This is a genomic window from Micromonospora sp. LZ34, from assembly GCF_052981855.1.
In genome coordinates this window covers 1-16961 of record NZ_JBRIQN010000045.1, presented here as the reverse complement: position 1 = coordinate 16961, position 16961 = coordinate 1, and the positions used below count along the sequence as shown (strand labels likewise).

Sequence of the window (16961 nt, the reverse complement as noted above, 5' to 3'; positions counted from 1 at the left end):
GCCCGCCGGCCACGGGGGACGCCGTCCGCGGCGTCCCCCGTGGACCGTGCCCGGCGGCGGACGTCATGGGGCGTCACGCGGCCGACACGGGGTGTGCGGTACGGTGCTCACATATCGACCCCTTCCGAGGTGATCCATGCCTGCCGCGGCCGCACTCGCCCTGACCCTGGCGTTGGCTCCCGCGCCGACGCCCGCTCCGTCGTCGTCGGATTCCGGCGGGTTGGTCGGAGGGCTTCTCGGCGGTGTCGGTCGGGCCGTCGGTGACCTGTTGGGCGGCGGCGAGGGCACCCCCACGCCGAGCGCCCCGCCCACCCCGAGCGCCCCCGGCCCGTCGGCCTCCGCTCCCGCGCCGGCCGGTCCGTCGTCGTCGGCCGCCCCCGGCGCCTCGACCGCCGCCGGGCCCGGCGCGCCGGTCGTCGGGCGTGCCGGCGAGGGGCCGGGCCGCCAGGAGGGCGCGGTGCCGGCGCCGGACGGGCGCAGCGCCGTCGTCGACACCCCGTCATCGCTGACCGCCCCGGCCGCGCCCACGGACGACGACCGGCTCCAGTGGATGGTGCTCGGCATCGCCATCGGCGCTCTGGCGGTGCCCGTGATGCTGCTGCTACGCCGCCGCCGTCCGGAGGTCGCGCCCGCCGCCCCGGCCGTCGCACCGGCGCCGGCCGTCGCGCCCGGGCCGGTCGACGACAACGTGACGCGGCTGCCCACCAATTTGAACGCCATCTACGAGTTGGGCCGGCTCGACGAGCGGCTCGCCCAGGAACGCAACCGCGGCTCCTGACCCTCCGGGTCCGCCGGCTGCCCCGGGCGGCGGCCCAGCCGGCCACCGTTGCCGGCACCGGTGGCCGCGAGCTGGGGCACCCGGCCACGTCGGGCGGCGCGCGGGTCGTCCGGATGCCCGGATGCCCGGCGCCGCGCGGTGGCGGGGGATTCCGCCGCGGCGAGCGCCCTGAGGGCGTGTCCGCGTGCCGTCCGCACCGCCGGCCGGCGCGGATCCGGGTTGGAAACGTTTTCGTAACGAGCCCTTGACCGTGGCATGGCGAGTGGCGCAAACTCCCGGAAACGTTTACAGCAATCAGGTGGAGGTGGCGATCGTGGGTCGTAAACGTTTACAGACGTCGACCGACGGCCGGCCCACCGTGCACACCGTGGCCGCCCGCGCCGGTGTCTCCATCGCCTCCGCCTCGCGGGTGCTCAACGGCGTCGGCGGCAGCCCGGAGACCATCCGCAAGGTGCGCGCCGCGGCGGCCGAGGTCGGCTACGTGCCCAACGCCATCGCCCGCTCCCTGCAGTCCCAGCGCACCGGCCTGGTCGCGCTCGCCGTCGAGGACATCGGCAACCCGGTGTACGTGGCGATGATGCGCGCGATCGAAGCGGTGGTCGCCGCGTCCGGCCGGCAGTTGCTGGTGCACGCCACCGGCGGGCGGATCGACAACGAGACCACCCTGCTGCGGCGGCTGGCCAACCGCTACGTCGACGGCATGATCCTCTCGCCGATCCGGGTCACCGACGACCACCTCGCCGCCATGGTGGACAGCCCGGTGCCGGTGGTGGTGGTCGGTCAGCTCGGCGCCGACGCCCCGGTGGACAACGTGCGTACCGACTCGCGGCGCGGCGTCGCGCTGGCGGTGGAGCATCTGCTCGCCGCCGGACGGCGCCGGATCGGCTTCGTCAACGGCCCGCTGGACACCGTCCCCGGCGCCGCCCGCGACGCCGGCTTCCGGGCCGCCCTGGCCGAGCACGGCATCGACCTCGACGAGCGCCTGGTCGAGGTCGGCGACTTCCAGTACGCGGCCGGCCGCGCCGCCGCCGAGCGGCTGCTCGCCCGGGCCCGCCCGGATGCGCTGGTCTGCGCCAACGACCTGATCGCGGTCGGCGCGCTGCACGCGCTGCTGGCCGCCGGGCACCGGGTGCCCGAGGACGTGGCCGTGGTCGGCATGGACGACACCGAGCTGGCCCAGATGATGTTCCCGCAGCTGTCCAGCGTCTCCCTCGGCTCGGCCGAGCGCGGTCGCCGCGCCGCCGAGCTGCTGCTGACCCGGATCGCCGACCCGGCGCTGCCGCCCCGGCGCGAGCAGGTGCCGCCCAGCCTCGCCGTGCGTGCCTCCAGCCGGGCCGCCGTGCCGAACCCCCGCCCGTCCACCGGAGAGGTGCCAGCTGTGCCCGCGAGGAGTGCGTCCGCGAGCCCCGCAGCCGCGAGCGAGGAGGTGATCCCGTGACCACGCTGGCCGAGCGGCCGGACGTCGAACGGGCCGGAAAGCCCGGTCGGGGCATCCGCTCCCGCTCCGACCGGACCATGATCTACCTGCTGCTGCTCCCGTCGCTGCTGCCGATCCTGGTGCTGTCGGTCTTCCCGCTGCTCCGCGGCATGTACCTGGGCTTCACCGACGCCCGGGCCGGACGCAACGTCGAGGTCAGCTTCACCGGGCTGGCGAACTACCGGGAGCTGCTCGGCGACGAGCTGTTCTGGAACTCGTTCAAGATCGGTCTGCTTTGGGCGTTCGGGGTGACCGTGCTGCAGTTCCTGCTCGCCCTCGGCCTGGCGCTGCTGCTGAACCAGCAGCTGCGCTTCCGGGGCGTGGCGCGGGTGCTGGCCGTGGTGCCCTGGGCGATGCCCCCGGTGGTGGTCGGCATCCTGTGGAAGCTGGTCTACCACCCCGACGCCGGCCTGTTGAACGAGTTCTTCCACCGGGTGGGCGCCGACGGGCTGCGGACCAACTGGCTCGGCGACTTCAGCACGGCCCTGCCCGCGGTGATCCTCGTGGGCGTCTGGGCGGGCATGCCGCAGACCACCGTCGTCCTGCTGGCCGGCCTGCAGGGGGTGGCCCGCGAGCTGCACGAGGCGGCCGCCGTGGACGGGGCCAGCGCCTGGCACCGGTTCCGGCACGTCACGCTGCCCGCGCTGACGCCGGTGATCGTGGCGATCACCTCGCTGGACTTCATCTGGAACTTCAACTCGTTCGGGCTGGTCTACGTGCTCACCGCGGGCGGGCCGGGCGGCAAGACCATGCTGCCGATGCTCTTCGCCTACGAGGAGGCGTTCCGCTACGGCAACTACGGCTACGCCGCCGCGCTCGGCAACGTGATGGTCGTGATCATCGTGGCGCTGCTCGCCGTCTACCTGCGTCGCCGGCTGAGGGAGGCGAACTGACATGATCGGAAGGCCGAGCCGTACCGGGCGGACGCTGCAGTACCTGGCGCTGACCGGCTACCTGATCTTCCTCGGGTTCCCGCTGGTCTGGCTGGTCTCGACGGCGTTCAAGCCGCCCCGGGAACTGGTGCAGCTGCACCCGACGCTGATCCCGGGCAACCCGACGGTGCAGAACTTCGTGCAGGCCTTCACCGAGCAGGAGCTGGGCCGGGCCGCCCTGAACAGCCTCCAGGTCTCGCTCGCCTCGGCGGTGCTCACCGTGCTGGTCGCGCTGCCCGCGTCGTACGCCCTGGCCCGGTTCCGCTCCAAGCTCGGCACCGCGGCCCTGGGCTGGGTGCTGCTGTCCCAGCTCTTCCCGTTCGTGCTGCTGATCATCCCGATCTTCCTGGTGCTGCGGCAGGTCGGGCTGGCCAACACGCACGCCGGGCTGGTGCTCATCTACGTGGTCTGGGCACTGCCGTTCGCGCTGTGGATGCTGCAGGGCTTCGTCCGCAACATCCCGCGCGAGCTGGAGGAGGCCGCCAGCGTGGACGGCGCCAGCCGGGTGCAGGTGCTGCGCCGGGTGGTCTTCCCGCTGCTCGCCCCCGGCGTGGTCGCCACCGCGCTCTTCTCGTTCATCTCCGCCTGGAACGAGTTCTTCTTCGCCCTGGTGCTGATCAAGACCCCGGAGCTGGCCACCCTGCCGGTGGCGCTGGCCCGGTTCGTCGGCATCGAGGGCACCGCCCGGCTGGGCCCGCTGGCCGCCGGTTCGCTGCTGGCCACCCTGCCCAGCCTGGTCTTCTTCGCGTTCATGCAACGCCGGCTCTCGTCCGGGTCGCTCGCCGGCGCGGTCAAGGGCTGACCCCCACCCACCACCGAGGAGGTATCCCCCCATGCTCCGTAGAAGATTCCGTCGACTCGCCGCGGCCGCCGCGGTCGCGGTCGTCGGCCTCGGCGCGCTCGCCGCGTGCGGCGACGGCGGCGACGACGACGAGGCCACGTCCGGCCCGGTGAAGCTGCGCTTCCTCAGCCTGGCCTGGCAGAAGGAGTCGCTGCAGGCCAACAAGGACCTGGTCGCCAAGTGGAACGCCGAGCACCCGGACATCCAGGTCGAGTACGTCCAGGGTGACTGGAACTCGGTGCACGACCAGCTGCTCACCTCCTTCGAGGGCGGCGACGCACCGGACATCGTGCACTACGAGGCGTCCGCGATCGGCGAGTTCAGCAAGCAGGGCTACCTGGCCGACCTGTCCAACCTGATCTCCGGCGACCTGAAGGGTCAGATCGACCAGGGCATCTGGGACACCGTCACCTACGACGGCAAGGTCACCGGCGTGCCGTTCCTGCTGGAGTCGCAGGTCGTCATCGCCAACAAGAAGCTGCTCGACGCGGCCGGCGTCGCGGTGCCCCCGGCCGACGGCGGCTGGACCTGGGACGAGTTCCAGGCCAACGCGCAGAAGCTCACCAAGCCCGGCCAGTACGGCGTGGCGTGGGCGCTGAAGTCGCCGACCAACCGGGTGCTGAACCTGGCGCTCAACTTCGACGGGAAGTTCTTCTACACCGACGGCGGCAAGACCGAGGTCAAGGTCGGCGACGCGGAGAAGGAGGTCCCGAAGCGGATCCACGACATGATCTACACGACGAAGTCGGCGTCCCCGGAGGCGCTCGGGATGAGCGGCGCGGACACCCTGCCCGGCTTCTTCGGCGGCAAGTACGCCATGCTGCCCGGCTCGGTGTCGCTGCGCCAGCAGATGGTCGAGCAGGCGCCGGCCGGCTTCGAGTGGGTGACCCTGCCGCCGGTCAAGGGACTCTCCAGCAAGCAGGCGGCGAACCCGCAGACGCTGTCCATCGCCGAGGACTCGAAGAGCAAGAAGCAGGCCGCGCAGTTCCTGGAGTACTTCCTCAACCCGGCCAACATGGCCGCGCTGGCCAAGGGTGACTGGCTGGTCCCCACCGGCAAGCAGGCCAACCAGGAGCTGGTCAAGCTGACCGGCGGCAAGCAGGGCTGGGACGTCGCCGCGGACAGCGCGGCCGACCTGACCGTCGCGCCGTTCCAGATGGCCGACGGCTACCCGGAGTGGAAGACCAAGTACGCCACCCCGGCCCTGCAGCAGTACTTCGCCAACAAGATCACCCTGGACCAGCTCGGCACGCAGCTGGTCGACGGTGGCAAGCAGGTTCTGAGGTAACGATGTCACTCTTGCTCGACAAGTCGGTCGGATGTCTGGTCGGCGCCGCCGTGGGCGATGCCCTCGGCGGGGCCACCGAGACGGCACTTCCGGAGCAGATCCGCACCCGTTTCGGCGGCTGGGTCGAGGGCATCGTGCCCCCGTTCCACGCCGACTGGGCCACCGCGCGGCCACTCGCGCCGTACCACAAGGGCGACGGGCACATCACCGACGACACGTTGATGACCCACGCGCTGGTGCGGGCGTACGCGGCCAAGCGGGACCACCTCGACGCGTACGACGTGGTGGAACTGCTCGTCCCCGACCTGATCGAGCGGGTGGTGTACATCCCCGACCTGGAGCGCGAGGGGGTGACCTTCCACCGGCTCGCGGCCGCCGAGCGGTGGCTGGTCACCCGCCTGCACCACGCGCACGCCGACCCCCGCGAGGCGGGCGTGGGCAACATCGTCAACTGCGGCGCGGCCATGTACATGGCCCCGGTCGGCATCGTCAACGCGGGCGAACCGGCCGGGGCGTACGCCGAGGCGGTGGAGATCGCCGGGGCGCACCAGCACAGCTACGGGCGGGAGGCCGCGGCGGTCTTCGCCGCCGCGGTCGCCGCCGCCGCGGCCCCCGGGGCGGGCGTCGAGGACGTCGTCGCCGCCGCCCTCGACGTGGCCCGCGACGGCACCCGGGCGGCCATCGACGCGGTGGTCAAGGAGGCCCGGGGGTACGACGACTGGCGGGTCGCCATCGCACCGCTGCGCGCCGCGGTGGCCCCCTACGACACGGTCGGCGAGGAGTACCGCAACCCCGGTCTGGGCGCCCGCCGACCCAGCCGGCTGCACGCCATCGAGGAGCTGCCGGTGGCGCTCGGCATGCTGGTGGTGGCCGGCGGCGACTACCGGCGGGCGGTGCTCGGCGCGGTCAACTACGGCCGGGACGCCGACTCCACCGCCACCATGGCCGGCGCGATCGCCGGCGCGCTGGGCGGCGCGGCGGCGGTCCCCGCCGAGTGGTCGACGGTGGTCGGCACCGCCTCGCGTACCGACCTGGTCGAGCCGGCGCGGGTGCTCGCTGCGGTGGCCACCGAGGTCTTCGACCGCGACCGGGCGCGGTTCGCCCGCCGGGCCGAGCGCTTCGGCGGGCTGGCGCGGACGCCGGAGCGGGCCGGGGAGGCGGCGGGGGAGTCGGCCCGGTGAGGATCACCTGGGTGCAGCCCGAGGACCTGTTGCCGCACGAGATCGCGGCCAGCCGGGACGAGGGGCGGGACGTGACGGCGATCGCCGAGCGGTGGGTCGCCGCGGGCGGGGATGCCACCCCGCCGGTGAGCGGCGCCTCGGCGACCCCGGCCCCGCCGCGGCTGCGGGCGCTCGCCACCGAACTGCTGGACGCCGCCGACGCGCTGTCGCCGGCCGGCTCCGCGGCCGAACCGGAGGACCTCGCCGACGTGCGGGCCGGCTGGCCGGCGACCTGGTCGCTGCCGGCCGGACCGGCGGCGTACGACCGGCTGCACGGCGCCTGGCTGGGCCGGGCGGTGGGCTGCCTGCTCGGCAAGCCGGTGGAGAAGATCCCCCGCCACGGGATCCGGGAGATCCTCACCGCGACCGGCCGGTGGCCGCTGCGGGACTGGTTCACCGCGCGGGGCCTGCCCGCGGAGGTGGCCGCCCGCTGGCCGTGGAACCGGCGCAGCGCGCCGACCAGCCTCGCCGAGAACATCGACGGCATGCCCGAGGACGACGACCTGAACTTCGCGCTGCTGGCGCTGCGCGTGCTGGAGACCCACGGCCGGGACTTCACCAGCGCCGACGTGGCCCAGGCGTGGCTGGACTGGCTGCCCGGCGGCCGGGTCTTCACCGCCGAGCGGGTGGCCTACCGCAACCTGTTGCTCGGGCTGGCCCCGCCGCAGTCCGCGCGGCGGCACAACCCGTTCCGGGAGTGGATCGGCGCGCAGATCCGCACCGACGTCTACGGCTGGGTCAACCCGGGCCGCCCTGACCGGGCCGCCGAGCTGGCCTGGCGCGACGCCACCGTCAGCCACGTCCGCGGCGGCGTGTACGGGGCGATCTGGGTGGCCGCCATGGCGGCCGCCGCGACGGTCGCCGGGAACGTCGACGAGGTGCTTGACGCCGGCGAGGCGGTGCTGCCGCCGCGAAGCCGGTTCGCCGCGGCGGTGCGCGAGGCGCGGGCGCTGGGCGCCGGCACCGACGACTGGGAGACCGTGCTCGACGAGCTGTACGCCCGGCACGGCCACCTGCACTGGGTGCACGTACGCAACAACGCCGCCCTGGTCGCGGCCGCGCTGGCGTACGGGCGGGGGGAGCTGGAGCGGTCGATCTGCGCGGTGGTCAGCGGGGGCTGGGACACCGACTCCACCGGCGCCACCGTCGGCGCGGTGACCGGGGCGCTGACCGGCGCGTCCGGGCTGCCCGGCCGCTGGGTCGACCCGCTGCGCGGGCGGCTGGCCAGCAGCATCGCCGGGTTCGACGGGGTCGGCTTCGCCGAGCTGGCCACCCGTACCGCCGCGCTGGCCGACCCGGCCGCGACCGCGGGAGGTGCCCGATGACCGCCGAGGTGGTCGTGGTGGGCAGCGCCAACCTGGACCTGGTGGTCACCGCGCCCCAGCTGCCCCGCCCCGGGGAGACGGTGCTCGGCGACGACTTCCGCACCGTGCCCGGCGGCAAGGGGGCCAACCAGGCGGTCGCCGCCGCCCGGGCCGGCGCCGCGTGCGCGTTCGTCGGCGCGGTGGGCGACGACGAGTTCGGCCGGCAGCTGCGGGCGAACCTGGTGGACGCCGGCGTGGCGGTGTCCGGCCTGCGCACGGTGCCCGGCGCGTCCGGGGTGGCGTTGATCGCCGTCGACTGGTCGGCGGAGAACTTCATCGTCGTCGCCCCCGGCGCCAACGCCGCGCTGACCGACCTGGACGCCGCCGACCGGGCCGCCATCGGCGCGGCGGACGTGCTGCTGCTCCAGCTGGAGGTGCCGCTGCCGACCGTGGTCACCGCCGCCGACCTGGCCCGCGCCGAGGGCACCACGGTGGTGCTGAACGCCGCGCCGGCCGCGCCGCTGCCGGCGGAGCTGCTCGACCTGGTCGACGTGTTGGTGGTCAACGAGCACGAGGCGGCGGTCGTCGCCGGCGTCTTCGCCGACGACCCGCCCATGTTGCTGGACGCCCTGCTGGAGTTGGTGCCGCGGGTGGTGCTGACGCTCGGTGCGCGGGGCGCCGCGTACGCCGACCGGCGCGGCCTGCGGCTGGAGATCCCGCCGCCGCGGATCGAGGCGGTGGACACCACCGCGGCCGGTGACGCGTTCACCGCGGCGCTGGCGGTCGGGTGGGCCGAACGCGGCGGCGCGCTCGACGCCGACACGGTCACCGCGATCCTGCGCTGGGCGTGCGCCGCCGGCGCGGCCTGCGCCCAGCGCCCCGGCGCGTCGACCGCGCTGCCCGAGCGGGCCGCCATCGAGGCCCTGTACACCGAGACATACCGGGGGACCCCGTGAGTTTCAACCCGTACGTGCCGCGCCCGATCGACCGGCCCACCGAGGTGCCGCTCGGTGGGCACGCCGACCTGGCGGCGCTGGACGAGGCGAAGATCTTCGCGGCGCCGGACGACCCGGCGCTCTGGCCGGCCTGGCGCGACCAGCTCACCCGCTGGCGCGCCGACGCGCGGGCCCGGCTGGGCTACACCGGGGCGCACTACGACGAGATCCCCCTCGACTGCTTCACCGTCTGCCTGGCCTGGCTCTGGGACGAGACGCTCTACGACCACGAGCGCGGCGTCTTCACCGTCGACGCGTTCCTCGACGCGGCCGGCCGGGACTTCGGCGGCTTCGACGGCGTGGTGCTCTGGCACGCGTACCCGGTGATCGGGCTGGACGACCGCAACCAGTTCGACTGGTACCGGGACGTGCCGGAGCTGCCCGAGGTGGTGCGCGCCTTCCAGGCCCACGGGGTGCGGGTGTTCGTCGACTACAACCCGTGGGACACCGGCACCCGGCGGGAGACCGGCACCGACGCCGAGGAGGTCGCGGCGCTGGCCGGCAAGCTCGGCGTCGACGGCGTCTTCCTGGACACCCTCAAGGAGGGCGCGGACGAGCTGCGCCGCGAGCTGGACGCCGTCCGGCCCGGCATGGTGCTGGAGGGGGAGAGCCGGGTGCCGCTGGCCCGGATCGCCGACCACGCGATGTCGTGGGCGCAGTGGTTCGCCGACTCCGAGGTGCCCGGCGTGCTGCGGGCCAAGTGGTTCGAGCGCCGGCACGTGCTGCACCACACCCGCCGGTGGCACCGCGACCACCTCGACGAACTGCACTCCGCCTGGCTCAACGGGGTCGGGGTGCTGGTCTGGGAGAGCGTCTTCGGGGTCTGGGTCGGCTGGAACGCCCGCGACCGGGCGGTGCTGCGGGCGATGCGCCGGGTGCAGGCCAGCCACGCCGCGTGGTTGCGCGCCGAGGACTGGGTTCCGCTCGCCGACCACCCCGGCACCGGCCAGGTGTACGCGTCCCGCTGGACGCACGACGGCGAGCCACTGTGGACGGTGGCGAACCGCGGCGGCGACCACGACGGACCCTGGCTGGTCACCGAGGCGCGCGCCGGCCGGCGTTTCGTCGACCTGGTCACCGGCGCCGAGCTGACCGCCACGCCGACCCCGGACGGCCGGGTCGCCGTGGGTGGCCCGCTGCCCGCCGGCGCGATCGCCGCGGTGGTCGCCACCGACGCCGCCGTGCCGGCGCACCCCGCCCCGACCGGCGACCCGTCCTTCCCGGCCCGCGCCGCGGTGCGGGCGCGCACCCCGTGGGCACCGCGCGCTGCGGTGCCCGACGGCATGGTCGCCGTCGACGGCGGCCGGCGTGAGCTGCTGGTGCGGCACCGGGTGCGGGAGACCGGGCTGTACGGGGAGACGCCGTACGTCGACGAGTGGAAGCCGCTGCCGCCGCGGCTGCACCACACCGGCACCCTGCGCCGCAGCGTGGCACTGGGCCGGTTCGCCATCGCCACCGAAGAGGTCACCCACGGCCAGTACGCCGATTTCCTGCGCGCCACCGGCTACCGGCCGGTGCGTCCGGAGCGGTTCACCGCCGGCCAGGGGCCGGCCGACTCCCCGGTCACCGGGGTCGAGCTGGCCGACGCCCGGGCGTACGCGGCGTGGGCCGGGCTGCGGCTGCCCACCGAAGACGAGTGGCAGGTGGCCGCCGAGGCGGGGCTGCTGGCCCGCCGGGAGCCGCTGGTGTGGAACCTGACCGAGAGCGAGCACTCCGACGGGCGGACCCGGTTCGTCATCGTCAAGGGCGGGGCCGCGTACCGGGCGGAGGGCTCGGACTGGTACGTCGACGGCGGACCGCAGCCACCGGACGTGTCGGTGAAGCTGCTGCTGACCGGCGCCGGGCTGACCCGCTCCGACCAGGTCGGCTTCCGCTGCGCCGCCGACCTCCCGACCGGACAGGAGTGAGCTGATGAGCAGGCGCTGGCGGATCGGCGGCGGCGTTGCCGCCGTACTCCTCGCGCTCGGGCTGGCCGGCGCGGCGCCGGCCGCCGCGGAGCGGCTCCGCGTGGGCACGCTGACCACCGCCTCGGCGCCCTCGCCGGCGCTGGACGGCGACATCGACTACACCGTCTACCTGCCGTACGGCTACGACGCGTCCGGCGCCACCCGCTACCCGGTGCTCTACCTGCTGCACGGCCGGGGCGACACCATGGCGGCGTGGACCCGGGTCAAGGCCGACCTGGACCGGCTGATCGCCGACGGCGAGGTGCCGCCGGTGGTCGCCGTGCTGCCCGACGCCCCGTGGAGCAGCCGCGGCAGCTGGTACGTCGACTCCGCGTACACCGGCGCCGACGACCCGGGCCGGCCGGTGGAGACCGCGCTCACCCGGGACCTGGTGGCGCACGTCGACGCCACCTACCGCACCGCGGCCCACCGGGGCGCCCGGCTGGTCGGCGGCTACTCGATGGGCGGCGCCGGCGCCCTGCGCTACGCGCTGGCCCACCAGGACCTCTTCGCCAACGCGCTGGTGCTCAGCCCGGCGGTGTACCGGCCGCTGCCGCCGGCCGACTCCTCCGCGCGCGAGTTCGGCGCCTTCGGCTCCGGCGAACAGCGCTTCTCCGACGAGGTCTACCAGCGGTCGAACTACCCGGCGCTGCTGCCCGGCGTGGCGGCCGAGTCGCCGGTGCGGATGTACATCGCGGTCGGCGACGACGAGTGGGCCAACCCGGACCCGGCGGACGCGGTGCACGACCTGGACTACGAAGCGGCGACCCTCTACAACACGGTGCGCCGTACCGACGGGGTGGCCGCCGAGTTCCGGGTGCTCGACGGGGGGCACGACTGGGACGTCTGGCGACCGGCCTTCGTGGACGGTCTACGGCGACTGGCTCCCACGCTGAGCGTCACCCCGCCGGCCGGGCTGCCCGGGCCGGCGTACGGCAGCGCGGGCACCGACTGGGCCGGCGGCGTCGCCGCGCACCCGGACGGCGCCACCACCATCGGGTACGCGGCCTCCGGGCCGGTGGCCGGCCAGCCGTACGCGGGCGGGCTGGACGCCGTCGTCAGCCGCCTCGACGCGGCCGGCGCGCGGTGGACGACCCAGTTCGGCGGCCCGGCCAACGACCGGCTCTACGGGGTGGTGCCGCTCGCCGACGGCGGCGTGGTCGCGGCCGGCTACACCCGGGGCGACCTCGACGGCCGGCACCCCGGCAGCCCCGCCGACGACGGGTTCGTGACCCGGCTGACCGCGGCCGGGCAGCGGGCCTGGCTGACCCAGGCCGGTGACCCGGCCAAGGCGGACCGGTTCTACGCCGTCGCGGCCGCCCCGGACGGCGGCGCCTACGTCGCCGGCTACACCAGCGGCTCGTTCGACGGGACGGCCCCGGCCGGGGACAAGGACGCGGTGCTGGCCCGGATCGCCCCAGACGGGTCGGTCGCCTGGAGCCGGCAGTTCGGCGGCGCCGGCGAGGACAAGGCGTACGCGGTGGCCGTCGACGCCGACGGCGTGTACGTCGCCGGTGGCACCTCGGCCGGCCTGCCCGGCACCACCGCGCTCGGCGGCACCGACGGGTGGCTGGCCCGGTTCGACCCGGCCGGCAACCGCGGCTGGACGACCTCGGTCGGCGGGGCGGGTGACGACCTGCTCGGCGGGGTCGCGGTCAGCTCCACCGGCACGGTGGTGGCCACTGGTTCGGTCGGCGGCGAGGCCACCGCCGGCGGCTCCGACGTGCTGACCGTGGCCTACACCGCGGCAGGCCAACAGCGCTGGCGGACGGTGACCGGCGGCCGGGGCGCCGACGGTGGCGCCGAGGTGGTGGCCCTGCCCGGCGGGGCGGTGGCCGTGGTCGGCTTCACCGGCAGCAGCCTCGGGGTGCCGGTCGGCGGCGCGGACGTGCTGACCCTGCGGCTGGATTCCCGCGGCCGCCAACTCGGTGCGGCCCAGTACGGCACCGCCCGCGACGACGCCGCGGACGCCTTCGGCGAGGAGAACGTCTACGCCGCTCCCGGCGCCGACGGGCGGCTGCTGGTCAGCGGGCTCACCGCCGGGACGCTGCCGGGCGGGGCGCTCGGCAACGGGGACGTCTTCCTCGCCACCATCGAGCCGACGAAGGGAACGCCGTGACCGCCGCAGCCGAACCGGGCCGGCCCGGCCCGCTCGACGGGGTGAAGGTGGTGGACCTGGCCACCCTCTTCGCCGGGCCGCTCGCCGCGGCGTTCCTCGGCGACTTCGGCGCCGAGGTGGTCAAGGTGGAACACCCGGCGAAGCCCGACCCGTCGCGCGGGCACGGCCCGGCCAAGGACGGTGTCGGGCTGTGGTGGAAGGTGCTCGGGCGCAACAAGCGCACGGTCACCCTCAACCTCGGCGACCCGCGCGGCGCCGAACTGCTGCGCCGGCTGGTCGCCGACGCCGACGTGCTGGTGGAGAACTTCCGCCCCGGCACCCTGGAGCGGTGGGGCCTCGGCCCGGCCGAGCTGCACGCGGTCAACCCCCGGCTGGTGATCGCCCGGATCAGCGGCTTCGGCCAGGTCGGGCCGTACGCCCGGCGGCCCGGATTCGGCACCCTGGCCGAGGCGATGAGCGGCTTCGCCGCCGCCACCGGCGAACCGGACGGCCCGCCGACCCTGCCGCCGTTCGGGCTGGCCGACTCGGTGACCGCGCTGGCCGCCGCGTACGCGGTCATGCTGGCGTTGCGCGGCCGGGAGCTCACCGGCGCCGGGCAGGTGGTCGACCTGGCCATCATCGAGCCGATCATGGCGATGCTCGGCCCGCAGATCACCTGGTACGACCAGCTCGGCTACGTCCAGCCCCGGCTGGGCAACCGGTCCAACAACAACGCCCCGCGCAACACGTACCGCTGCGCGGACGGGCGCTGGGTCGCGGTCTCCACCAGCGCGCAGAGCATCGCCGAGCGGGTGCTGCGCCTGGTCGGCCGTCCCGAGCTGGTCGACGAGCCGTGGTTCGCCACCGGCAGCGGCCGGGCCGCGCACGCCGACGAGCTGGACGCGGCGGTGAGCGCCTGGGTGGCCGAGCGCGACCGCGACGAGGTGGTGGCCGCGTTCGAAGCGGCCGAGGCGGCGGTGGCCCCGGTCTACGACGTGCGGGACATCCTCGCCGACCCGCAGTACGCGGCGCTGGGCACCGTGCGCACCGTGCCCGACGAGGAACTGGGCGAGGTGCGGATGCAGAACGTGCCGTTCCGGCTCTCCGGCACGCCGGGGGAGATCCGGCACGCCGGGCGCCGGCACGGCCAGGACACCGACGCGGTGCTGCGCGCTCTCGGCGTGGACGACGCCGAGCTGGCCCAGCTTCGCGCGCAGGGCGTGGTCTGATGCTGCTCACCTGGCTCTACGTACCCGGTGACCGGCCGGACCGGTTCGCCAAGGCGGTCGCCTCGGGCGCCGACGCGGTGATCCTCGACCTGGAGGACGCCGTGGTCGCCGGCCGCAAGGCGTACGCCCGGGCGGCGGTGGCGGAGTTCCTGGCGCAGCCGCACCCCGTGCCGGTGCAGGTCCGGGTCAACGAGCTGGCGGGCCCGGACCTCGCCGCCGACCTGTCCGCCGTCGCGGGACGGCCGGGGCTGACCGGGTTGCGGCTGCCCAAGGTGGAGTCACCCGCGACGGTGACCGCGCTCGCGACCCGGGTCGACGTGCCGCTGCACCCGCTGGTCGAGTCGGCACTCGGCGTCGAGTCCGCGTACGCCATCGCCACGGCCCATCCCGCGGTGGCCTCGATCGGGCTCGGCGAGGCCGACCTCCGCTCCGACCTGGGCGTCACCGACGAGGACGGGCTGACCTGGCCGCGTGGCCGGATCGTGGTGGCGGCCCGAGCGGCCGGCCTGCCGCCGCCGGCGATGTCGGTGTACCCGCACGTGGCCGACCCCGACGGTCTGGCCGCCTCCTGCGCCGTGGGCCGGCGACTGGGCTTCCTCGGCCGGGCGGCCATCCACCCGCGCCAGCTTCCGGTGATCGCCGAGGCGTTCCGACCGGGGGAGCGGGAGGTGGCCCGGGCCGCGGAACTACTCGCCGCGGTGGCCGAGGCGCAGACCCGGGAGTCCGGGACCGTGGTGCTGCCGGACGGCCGGTTCGCCGACCGGGCGATGGTGGCGGCGGCCCGACGCACGGTCGACCTGGCCGCCCGGTACGCCGCCTGAGGCCCGCCCGTCGGCCCCGGCGGCGACCGCGCCGCCGCTACCGCGCCGTGCCGGGTAGGGACGCCTGATCGAGCCGGTCCAGCCGAGCGAGCGCCGAACGGCTCTCCCGGGCGATCGCGGCGGCGAGCGCGGTGGTCGCCGGGTGGGCGCCGGCGTGTTGTTCCGCTGCGGCGAGCCGGACCGCCTGTGCCAGGTGCGCGCGCAGGTGCCGGGCGAGCAGCTGGTGCAGGGGCACCCCGGTGGCCGCCCGGAGCGCCGCGAGTTCCTCGGCGGTGACCATGCCCGGCATGTCGTGGCCCTCGTGCGGGTTCGTCGCCGGCGCGCCGGAGTCGGCCAGCAGCCGGCGGGACCGGGCGAGGTCGGCGCGGTGGGTGGTCGCGACGCGGGCGGCGAGCCGCTGCCAGGCCGGGTCGGTGGTCCGGGCCGGCACCAGGTCGAGCACCGGCAGCAGTCGTTCGGTCATCGCCACGTGCAGCTGGAGCCAGGCGACGTCGGTCGCGTTGAACGCGCCCGCTTCGCCGGCCGTCCCGGCAGGCGGCACCGCGGCCGGCGCGGAGCCGCCCGTGGCCGCGGCGCCGTCCGGGGACCGGGCTTCACTGGCGGGTACGGCGCCGTCCGGCGGCGGCGTGCCGGCGGCGGGTCCGCCGCCGCCGGCGCAGCCCGCGCCGAGCAGCGCCGCGGCGAGCAGGGCGAACGGCACGGTGACCCGGGTGTGCATCCGGCCTCCCTTCCCTGCGGAGCGGGCCCGTGCTGTCGGGCCCGCTCCCGGTAGGAGCGATCGCGTGCGGTCAGAGCGGCCGGCCGTCGGCCCCGCACTTGATCACCGGACGGATGCAGTCCCGGACCCGGCGGGCCATCTCCTCCACCGGCCAGGCGTTGAAGAAGTCCCCGTGCATGGTGTAGCCCGGTCCGGAGGCGAGCCGGAACCGCGACGGGTCACCGCTGACCGGGTACCGCAGCACCTGGCGCAGCTTCGGCACCGGCACCGGGTGGGTCGCCGGGCAGGCCTGGTTCACCGGGTACGCCATGTGGCTCTTGTGGTCGGGGGAGTCCAGGTCGCGACCGTTCCAGCACTGCGGGAAGTCCAGGTACGACTCCAGCATCGTGCCGGCCGGGCAGGTGACGAAGTCCTTCGAGGGTGGTACGTGCCCGGCGTGCAGGCAGGACCAGCGGGCGATGCTGTCGTTCGGGCCGGTGGCCCGGGCGTTGCCGGCGACGATCCGCAGCCCCTGCGGGATCGGCTCGGTGCGGGCGACGATGTCGCTCCGGACGCCCTCGCCGAGGTAGTAGAACGTGACGATGGACGGCTCGACCGGCACGTTGTCGCGGTACAGCGTCGGGACCCAGTACGACGAGAGGTCCACCCGCGGATTGCAGGTGCTGGTCGAGTTCAGCAGGTCGGCCAGGTCGGTGTGGGCGTTGGTCACCGTGCTGCCGAAGAAGCTGTGCATGTGCGAGGCGCCGGGCAGCCCGGGGAAGATGATCGGGTCGTCGGGCAGCCGGTGGCTGTACGGGCAGTCGGCGGGGAACTCGGCCACCCGGATGACGTTCGGAGCCGGTGCGGCGTCGGCCCGCGCGGCGGTGAGCACGGCGTACGTGCCGAGGAGCGCCAGCAGGGCGCCGATCGCTGTCGCGAGGCGCAACCGGCGGCGGGTACCGGAGAGGGGTGCGGCCCTGTCCATCTCGTGACTCCTGTCGGGGTACGGGTCAGGGACCCCTACCGGTGCCGCCGCCGAAAAGGCATCGGAGATCCCTGGCCAGACTGGTGGTGGTGTGCTGTGCCCGGGGCGAGTGAGAGAGCGCTCTCTCGCCAGGGTCACCCCGACGTCGACAATTGTCAATACGTGCCCCGCTGGATGGAAGAACGGCTCCGTCCCTGATCTGGAGACGGCGAAGGGCCGGCCCCCGGGGGTCGGCCCTTCGTGGTTGTTCTGGTTGTGGGTCAGGCGGTGTAGCCGCGGGTGGCGATCCAGTCGGCCAGGTTGTCCACGCTCATCCGGTAGGAGGCGGTGTCCGGGTTGGCCGAGTCGGC

Annotated in this window: 14 protein-coding genes and 1 pseudogene; 12 read left to right on the top strand and 3 right to left on the bottom strand. The window is 75.1% G+C overall.

What is annotated here, in order from left to right; all coding sequences use genetic code 11:
- Positions 1-136 precede the first annotated feature (136 nt).
- From ACVCAH_RS30710 to ACVCAH_RS30655, 12 genes are all read left to right on the top strand, one after another.
- Positions 137-778 carry a hypothetical protein gene (locus ACVCAH_RS30710; protein WP_447139734.1) on the top strand — a complete coding sequence of 214 codons (642 nt, stop codon included), beginning with the start codon at positions 137-139 and terminating at the stop codon, positions 776-778.
- A 298-nt stretch (positions 779-1076) separates the two neighbouring features.
- Positions 1077-2216: a LacI family DNA-binding transcriptional regulator gene (locus tag ACVCAH_RS30705; protein ID WP_447139733.1), complete on the top strand. Its 1140-nt coding sequence runs from the start codon at positions 1077-1079 to the stop codon at positions 2214-2216.
- Positions 2213-3148 carry a carbohydrate ABC transporter permease gene (locus ACVCAH_RS30700; protein WP_447139732.1) on the top strand — a complete coding sequence of 312 codons (936 nt, stop codon included), beginning with the start codon at positions 2213-2215 and terminating at the stop codon, positions 3146-3148. Before ACVCAH_RS30705 ends, ACVCAH_RS30700 begins: the two co-directional genes overlap by 4 nt.
- A gap of 1 nt (position 3149) precedes the next feature.
- Positions 3150-3989 carry a carbohydrate ABC transporter permease gene (locus tag ACVCAH_RS30695; RefSeq protein ID WP_447139731.1) on the top strand — a complete coding sequence of 280 codons (840 nt, stop codon included), beginning with the start codon at positions 3150-3152 and terminating at the stop codon, positions 3987-3989.
- A gap of 31 nt (positions 3990-4020) precedes the next feature.
- Positions 4021-5316, top strand: a complete 1296-nt coding sequence (locus tag ACVCAH_RS30690) for an ABC transporter substrate-binding protein (protein WP_447139730.1) — start codon at positions 4021-4023, stop codon at positions 5314-5316.
- A 2-nt stretch (positions 5317-5318) separates the two neighbouring features.
- Positions 5319-6497 (top strand): ADP-ribosylglycohydrolase family protein, encoded by a 1179-nt coding sequence (locus ACVCAH_RS30685; protein ID WP_447139729.1) that lies wholly within the window; start codon positions 5319-5321, stop codon positions 6495-6497.
- On the top strand, positions 6494-7861 hold the full coding sequence (locus tag ACVCAH_RS30680; protein ID WP_447139728.1) for an ADP-ribosylglycohydrolase family protein: 1368 nt from the start codon (positions 6494-6496) through the stop codon (positions 7859-7861). The genes ACVCAH_RS30685 and ACVCAH_RS30680 overlap by 4 nt, the downstream gene beginning before the upstream one ends.
- A complete protein-coding gene (locus ACVCAH_RS30675) occupies positions 7858-8796 on the top strand; it encodes a ribokinase (RefSeq protein ID WP_447139727.1) in 939 nt (312 codons plus the stop codon). The genes ACVCAH_RS30680 and ACVCAH_RS30675 overlap by 4 nt, the downstream gene beginning before the upstream one ends.
- Entirely contained in the window at positions 8793-10742 is a 1950-nt protein-coding gene (locus ACVCAH_RS30670) for an SUMF1/EgtB/PvdO family nonheme iron enzyme (RefSeq protein WP_447139726.1), read from the top strand. The genes ACVCAH_RS30675 and ACVCAH_RS30670 overlap by 4 nt, the downstream gene beginning before the upstream one ends.
- Positions 10743-10746: 4 nt before the next feature.
- A complete protein-coding gene (locus ACVCAH_RS30665; protein WP_447139725.1) occupies positions 10747-12900 on the top strand; it encodes an alpha/beta hydrolase-fold protein in 2154 nt (717 codons plus the stop codon).
- The gene (locus ACVCAH_RS30660; protein WP_447139724.1) at positions 12897-14108 is read left to right on the top strand and encodes a CaiB/BaiF CoA transferase family protein; all 1212 of its coding nucleotides are present in this window, start codon (positions 12897-12899) and stop codon (positions 14106-14108) included. Before ACVCAH_RS30665 ends, ACVCAH_RS30660 begins: the two co-directional genes overlap by 4 nt.
- Positions 14108-14929: an HpcH/HpaI aldolase/citrate lyase family protein gene (locus tag ACVCAH_RS30655; RefSeq protein WP_447139723.1), complete on the top strand. Its 822-nt coding sequence runs from the start codon at positions 14108-14110 to the stop codon at positions 14927-14929. The genes ACVCAH_RS30660 and ACVCAH_RS30655 overlap by 1 nt, the downstream gene beginning before the upstream one ends.
- Before the next feature lie 37 nt (positions 14930-14966).
- Here the strand turns inward: ACVCAH_RS30655 and ACVCAH_RS30650 are convergent, their stop codons facing one another.
- The 3 genes and pseudogenes from ACVCAH_RS30650 to ACVCAH_RS30640 form a co-directional block, all read right to left on the bottom strand.
- Positions 14967-15647 (bottom strand): DUF305 domain-containing protein, encoded by a 681-nt coding sequence (locus ACVCAH_RS30650; protein ID WP_447139722.1) that lies wholly within the window; start codon positions 15645-15647, stop codon positions 14967-14969.
- Between the two features lie 70 nt (positions 15648-15717).
- A complete protein-coding gene (locus ACVCAH_RS30645; RefSeq protein WP_447139721.1) occupies positions 15718-16611 on the bottom strand; it encodes a DUF1996 domain-containing protein in 894 nt (297 codons plus the stop codon).
- Between the two features lie 260 nt (positions 16612-16871).
- A pseudogene (locus ACVCAH_RS30640) lies at positions 16872-16961 on the bottom strand (C39 family peptidase); the annotation flags it as partial.

Bases quoted from the DNA above. Each gene is read 5' to 3' on its own strand.
- ACVCAH_RS30710 (WP_447139734.1), top strand. From the start codon at position 137: ATGCCTGCCGCGGCCGCACTCGCCCTGACCCTGGCGTTGGCTCCCGCG.
- ACVCAH_RS30695 (WP_447139731.1), top strand. From the start codon at position 3,150: ATGATCGGAAGGCCGAGCCGTACCGGGCGGACGCTGCAGTACCTGGCG.
- ACVCAH_RS30690 (WP_447139730.1), top strand. From the start codon at position 4,021: ATGCTCCGTAGAAGATTCCGTCGACTCGCCGCGGCCGCCGCGGTCGCG.
- ACVCAH_RS30685 (WP_447139729.1), top strand. From the start codon at position 5,319: ATGTCACTCTTGCTCGACAAGTCGGTCGGATGTCTGGTCGGCGCCGCC.
- ACVCAH_RS30675 (WP_447139727.1), top strand. From the start codon at position 7,858: ATGACCGCCGAGGTGGTCGTGGTGGGCAGCGCCAACCTGGACCTGGTG.
- ACVCAH_RS30665 (WP_447139725.1), top strand. From the start codon at position 10,747: ATGAGCAGGCGCTGGCGGATCGGCGGCGGCGTTGCCGCCGTACTCCTC.
- ACVCAH_RS30655 (WP_447139723.1), top strand. From the start codon at position 14,108: ATGCTGCTCACCTGGCTCTACGTACCCGGTGACCGGCCGGACCGGTTC.
- ACVCAH_RS30650 (WP_447139722.1), bottom strand. From the start codon at position 15,647: ATGCACACCCGGGTCACCGTGCCGTTCGCCCTGCTCGCCGCGGCGCTG.
- ACVCAH_RS30645 (WP_447139721.1), bottom strand. From the start codon at position 16,611: ATGGACAGGGCCGCACCCCTCTCCGGTACCCGCCGCCGGTTGCGCCTC.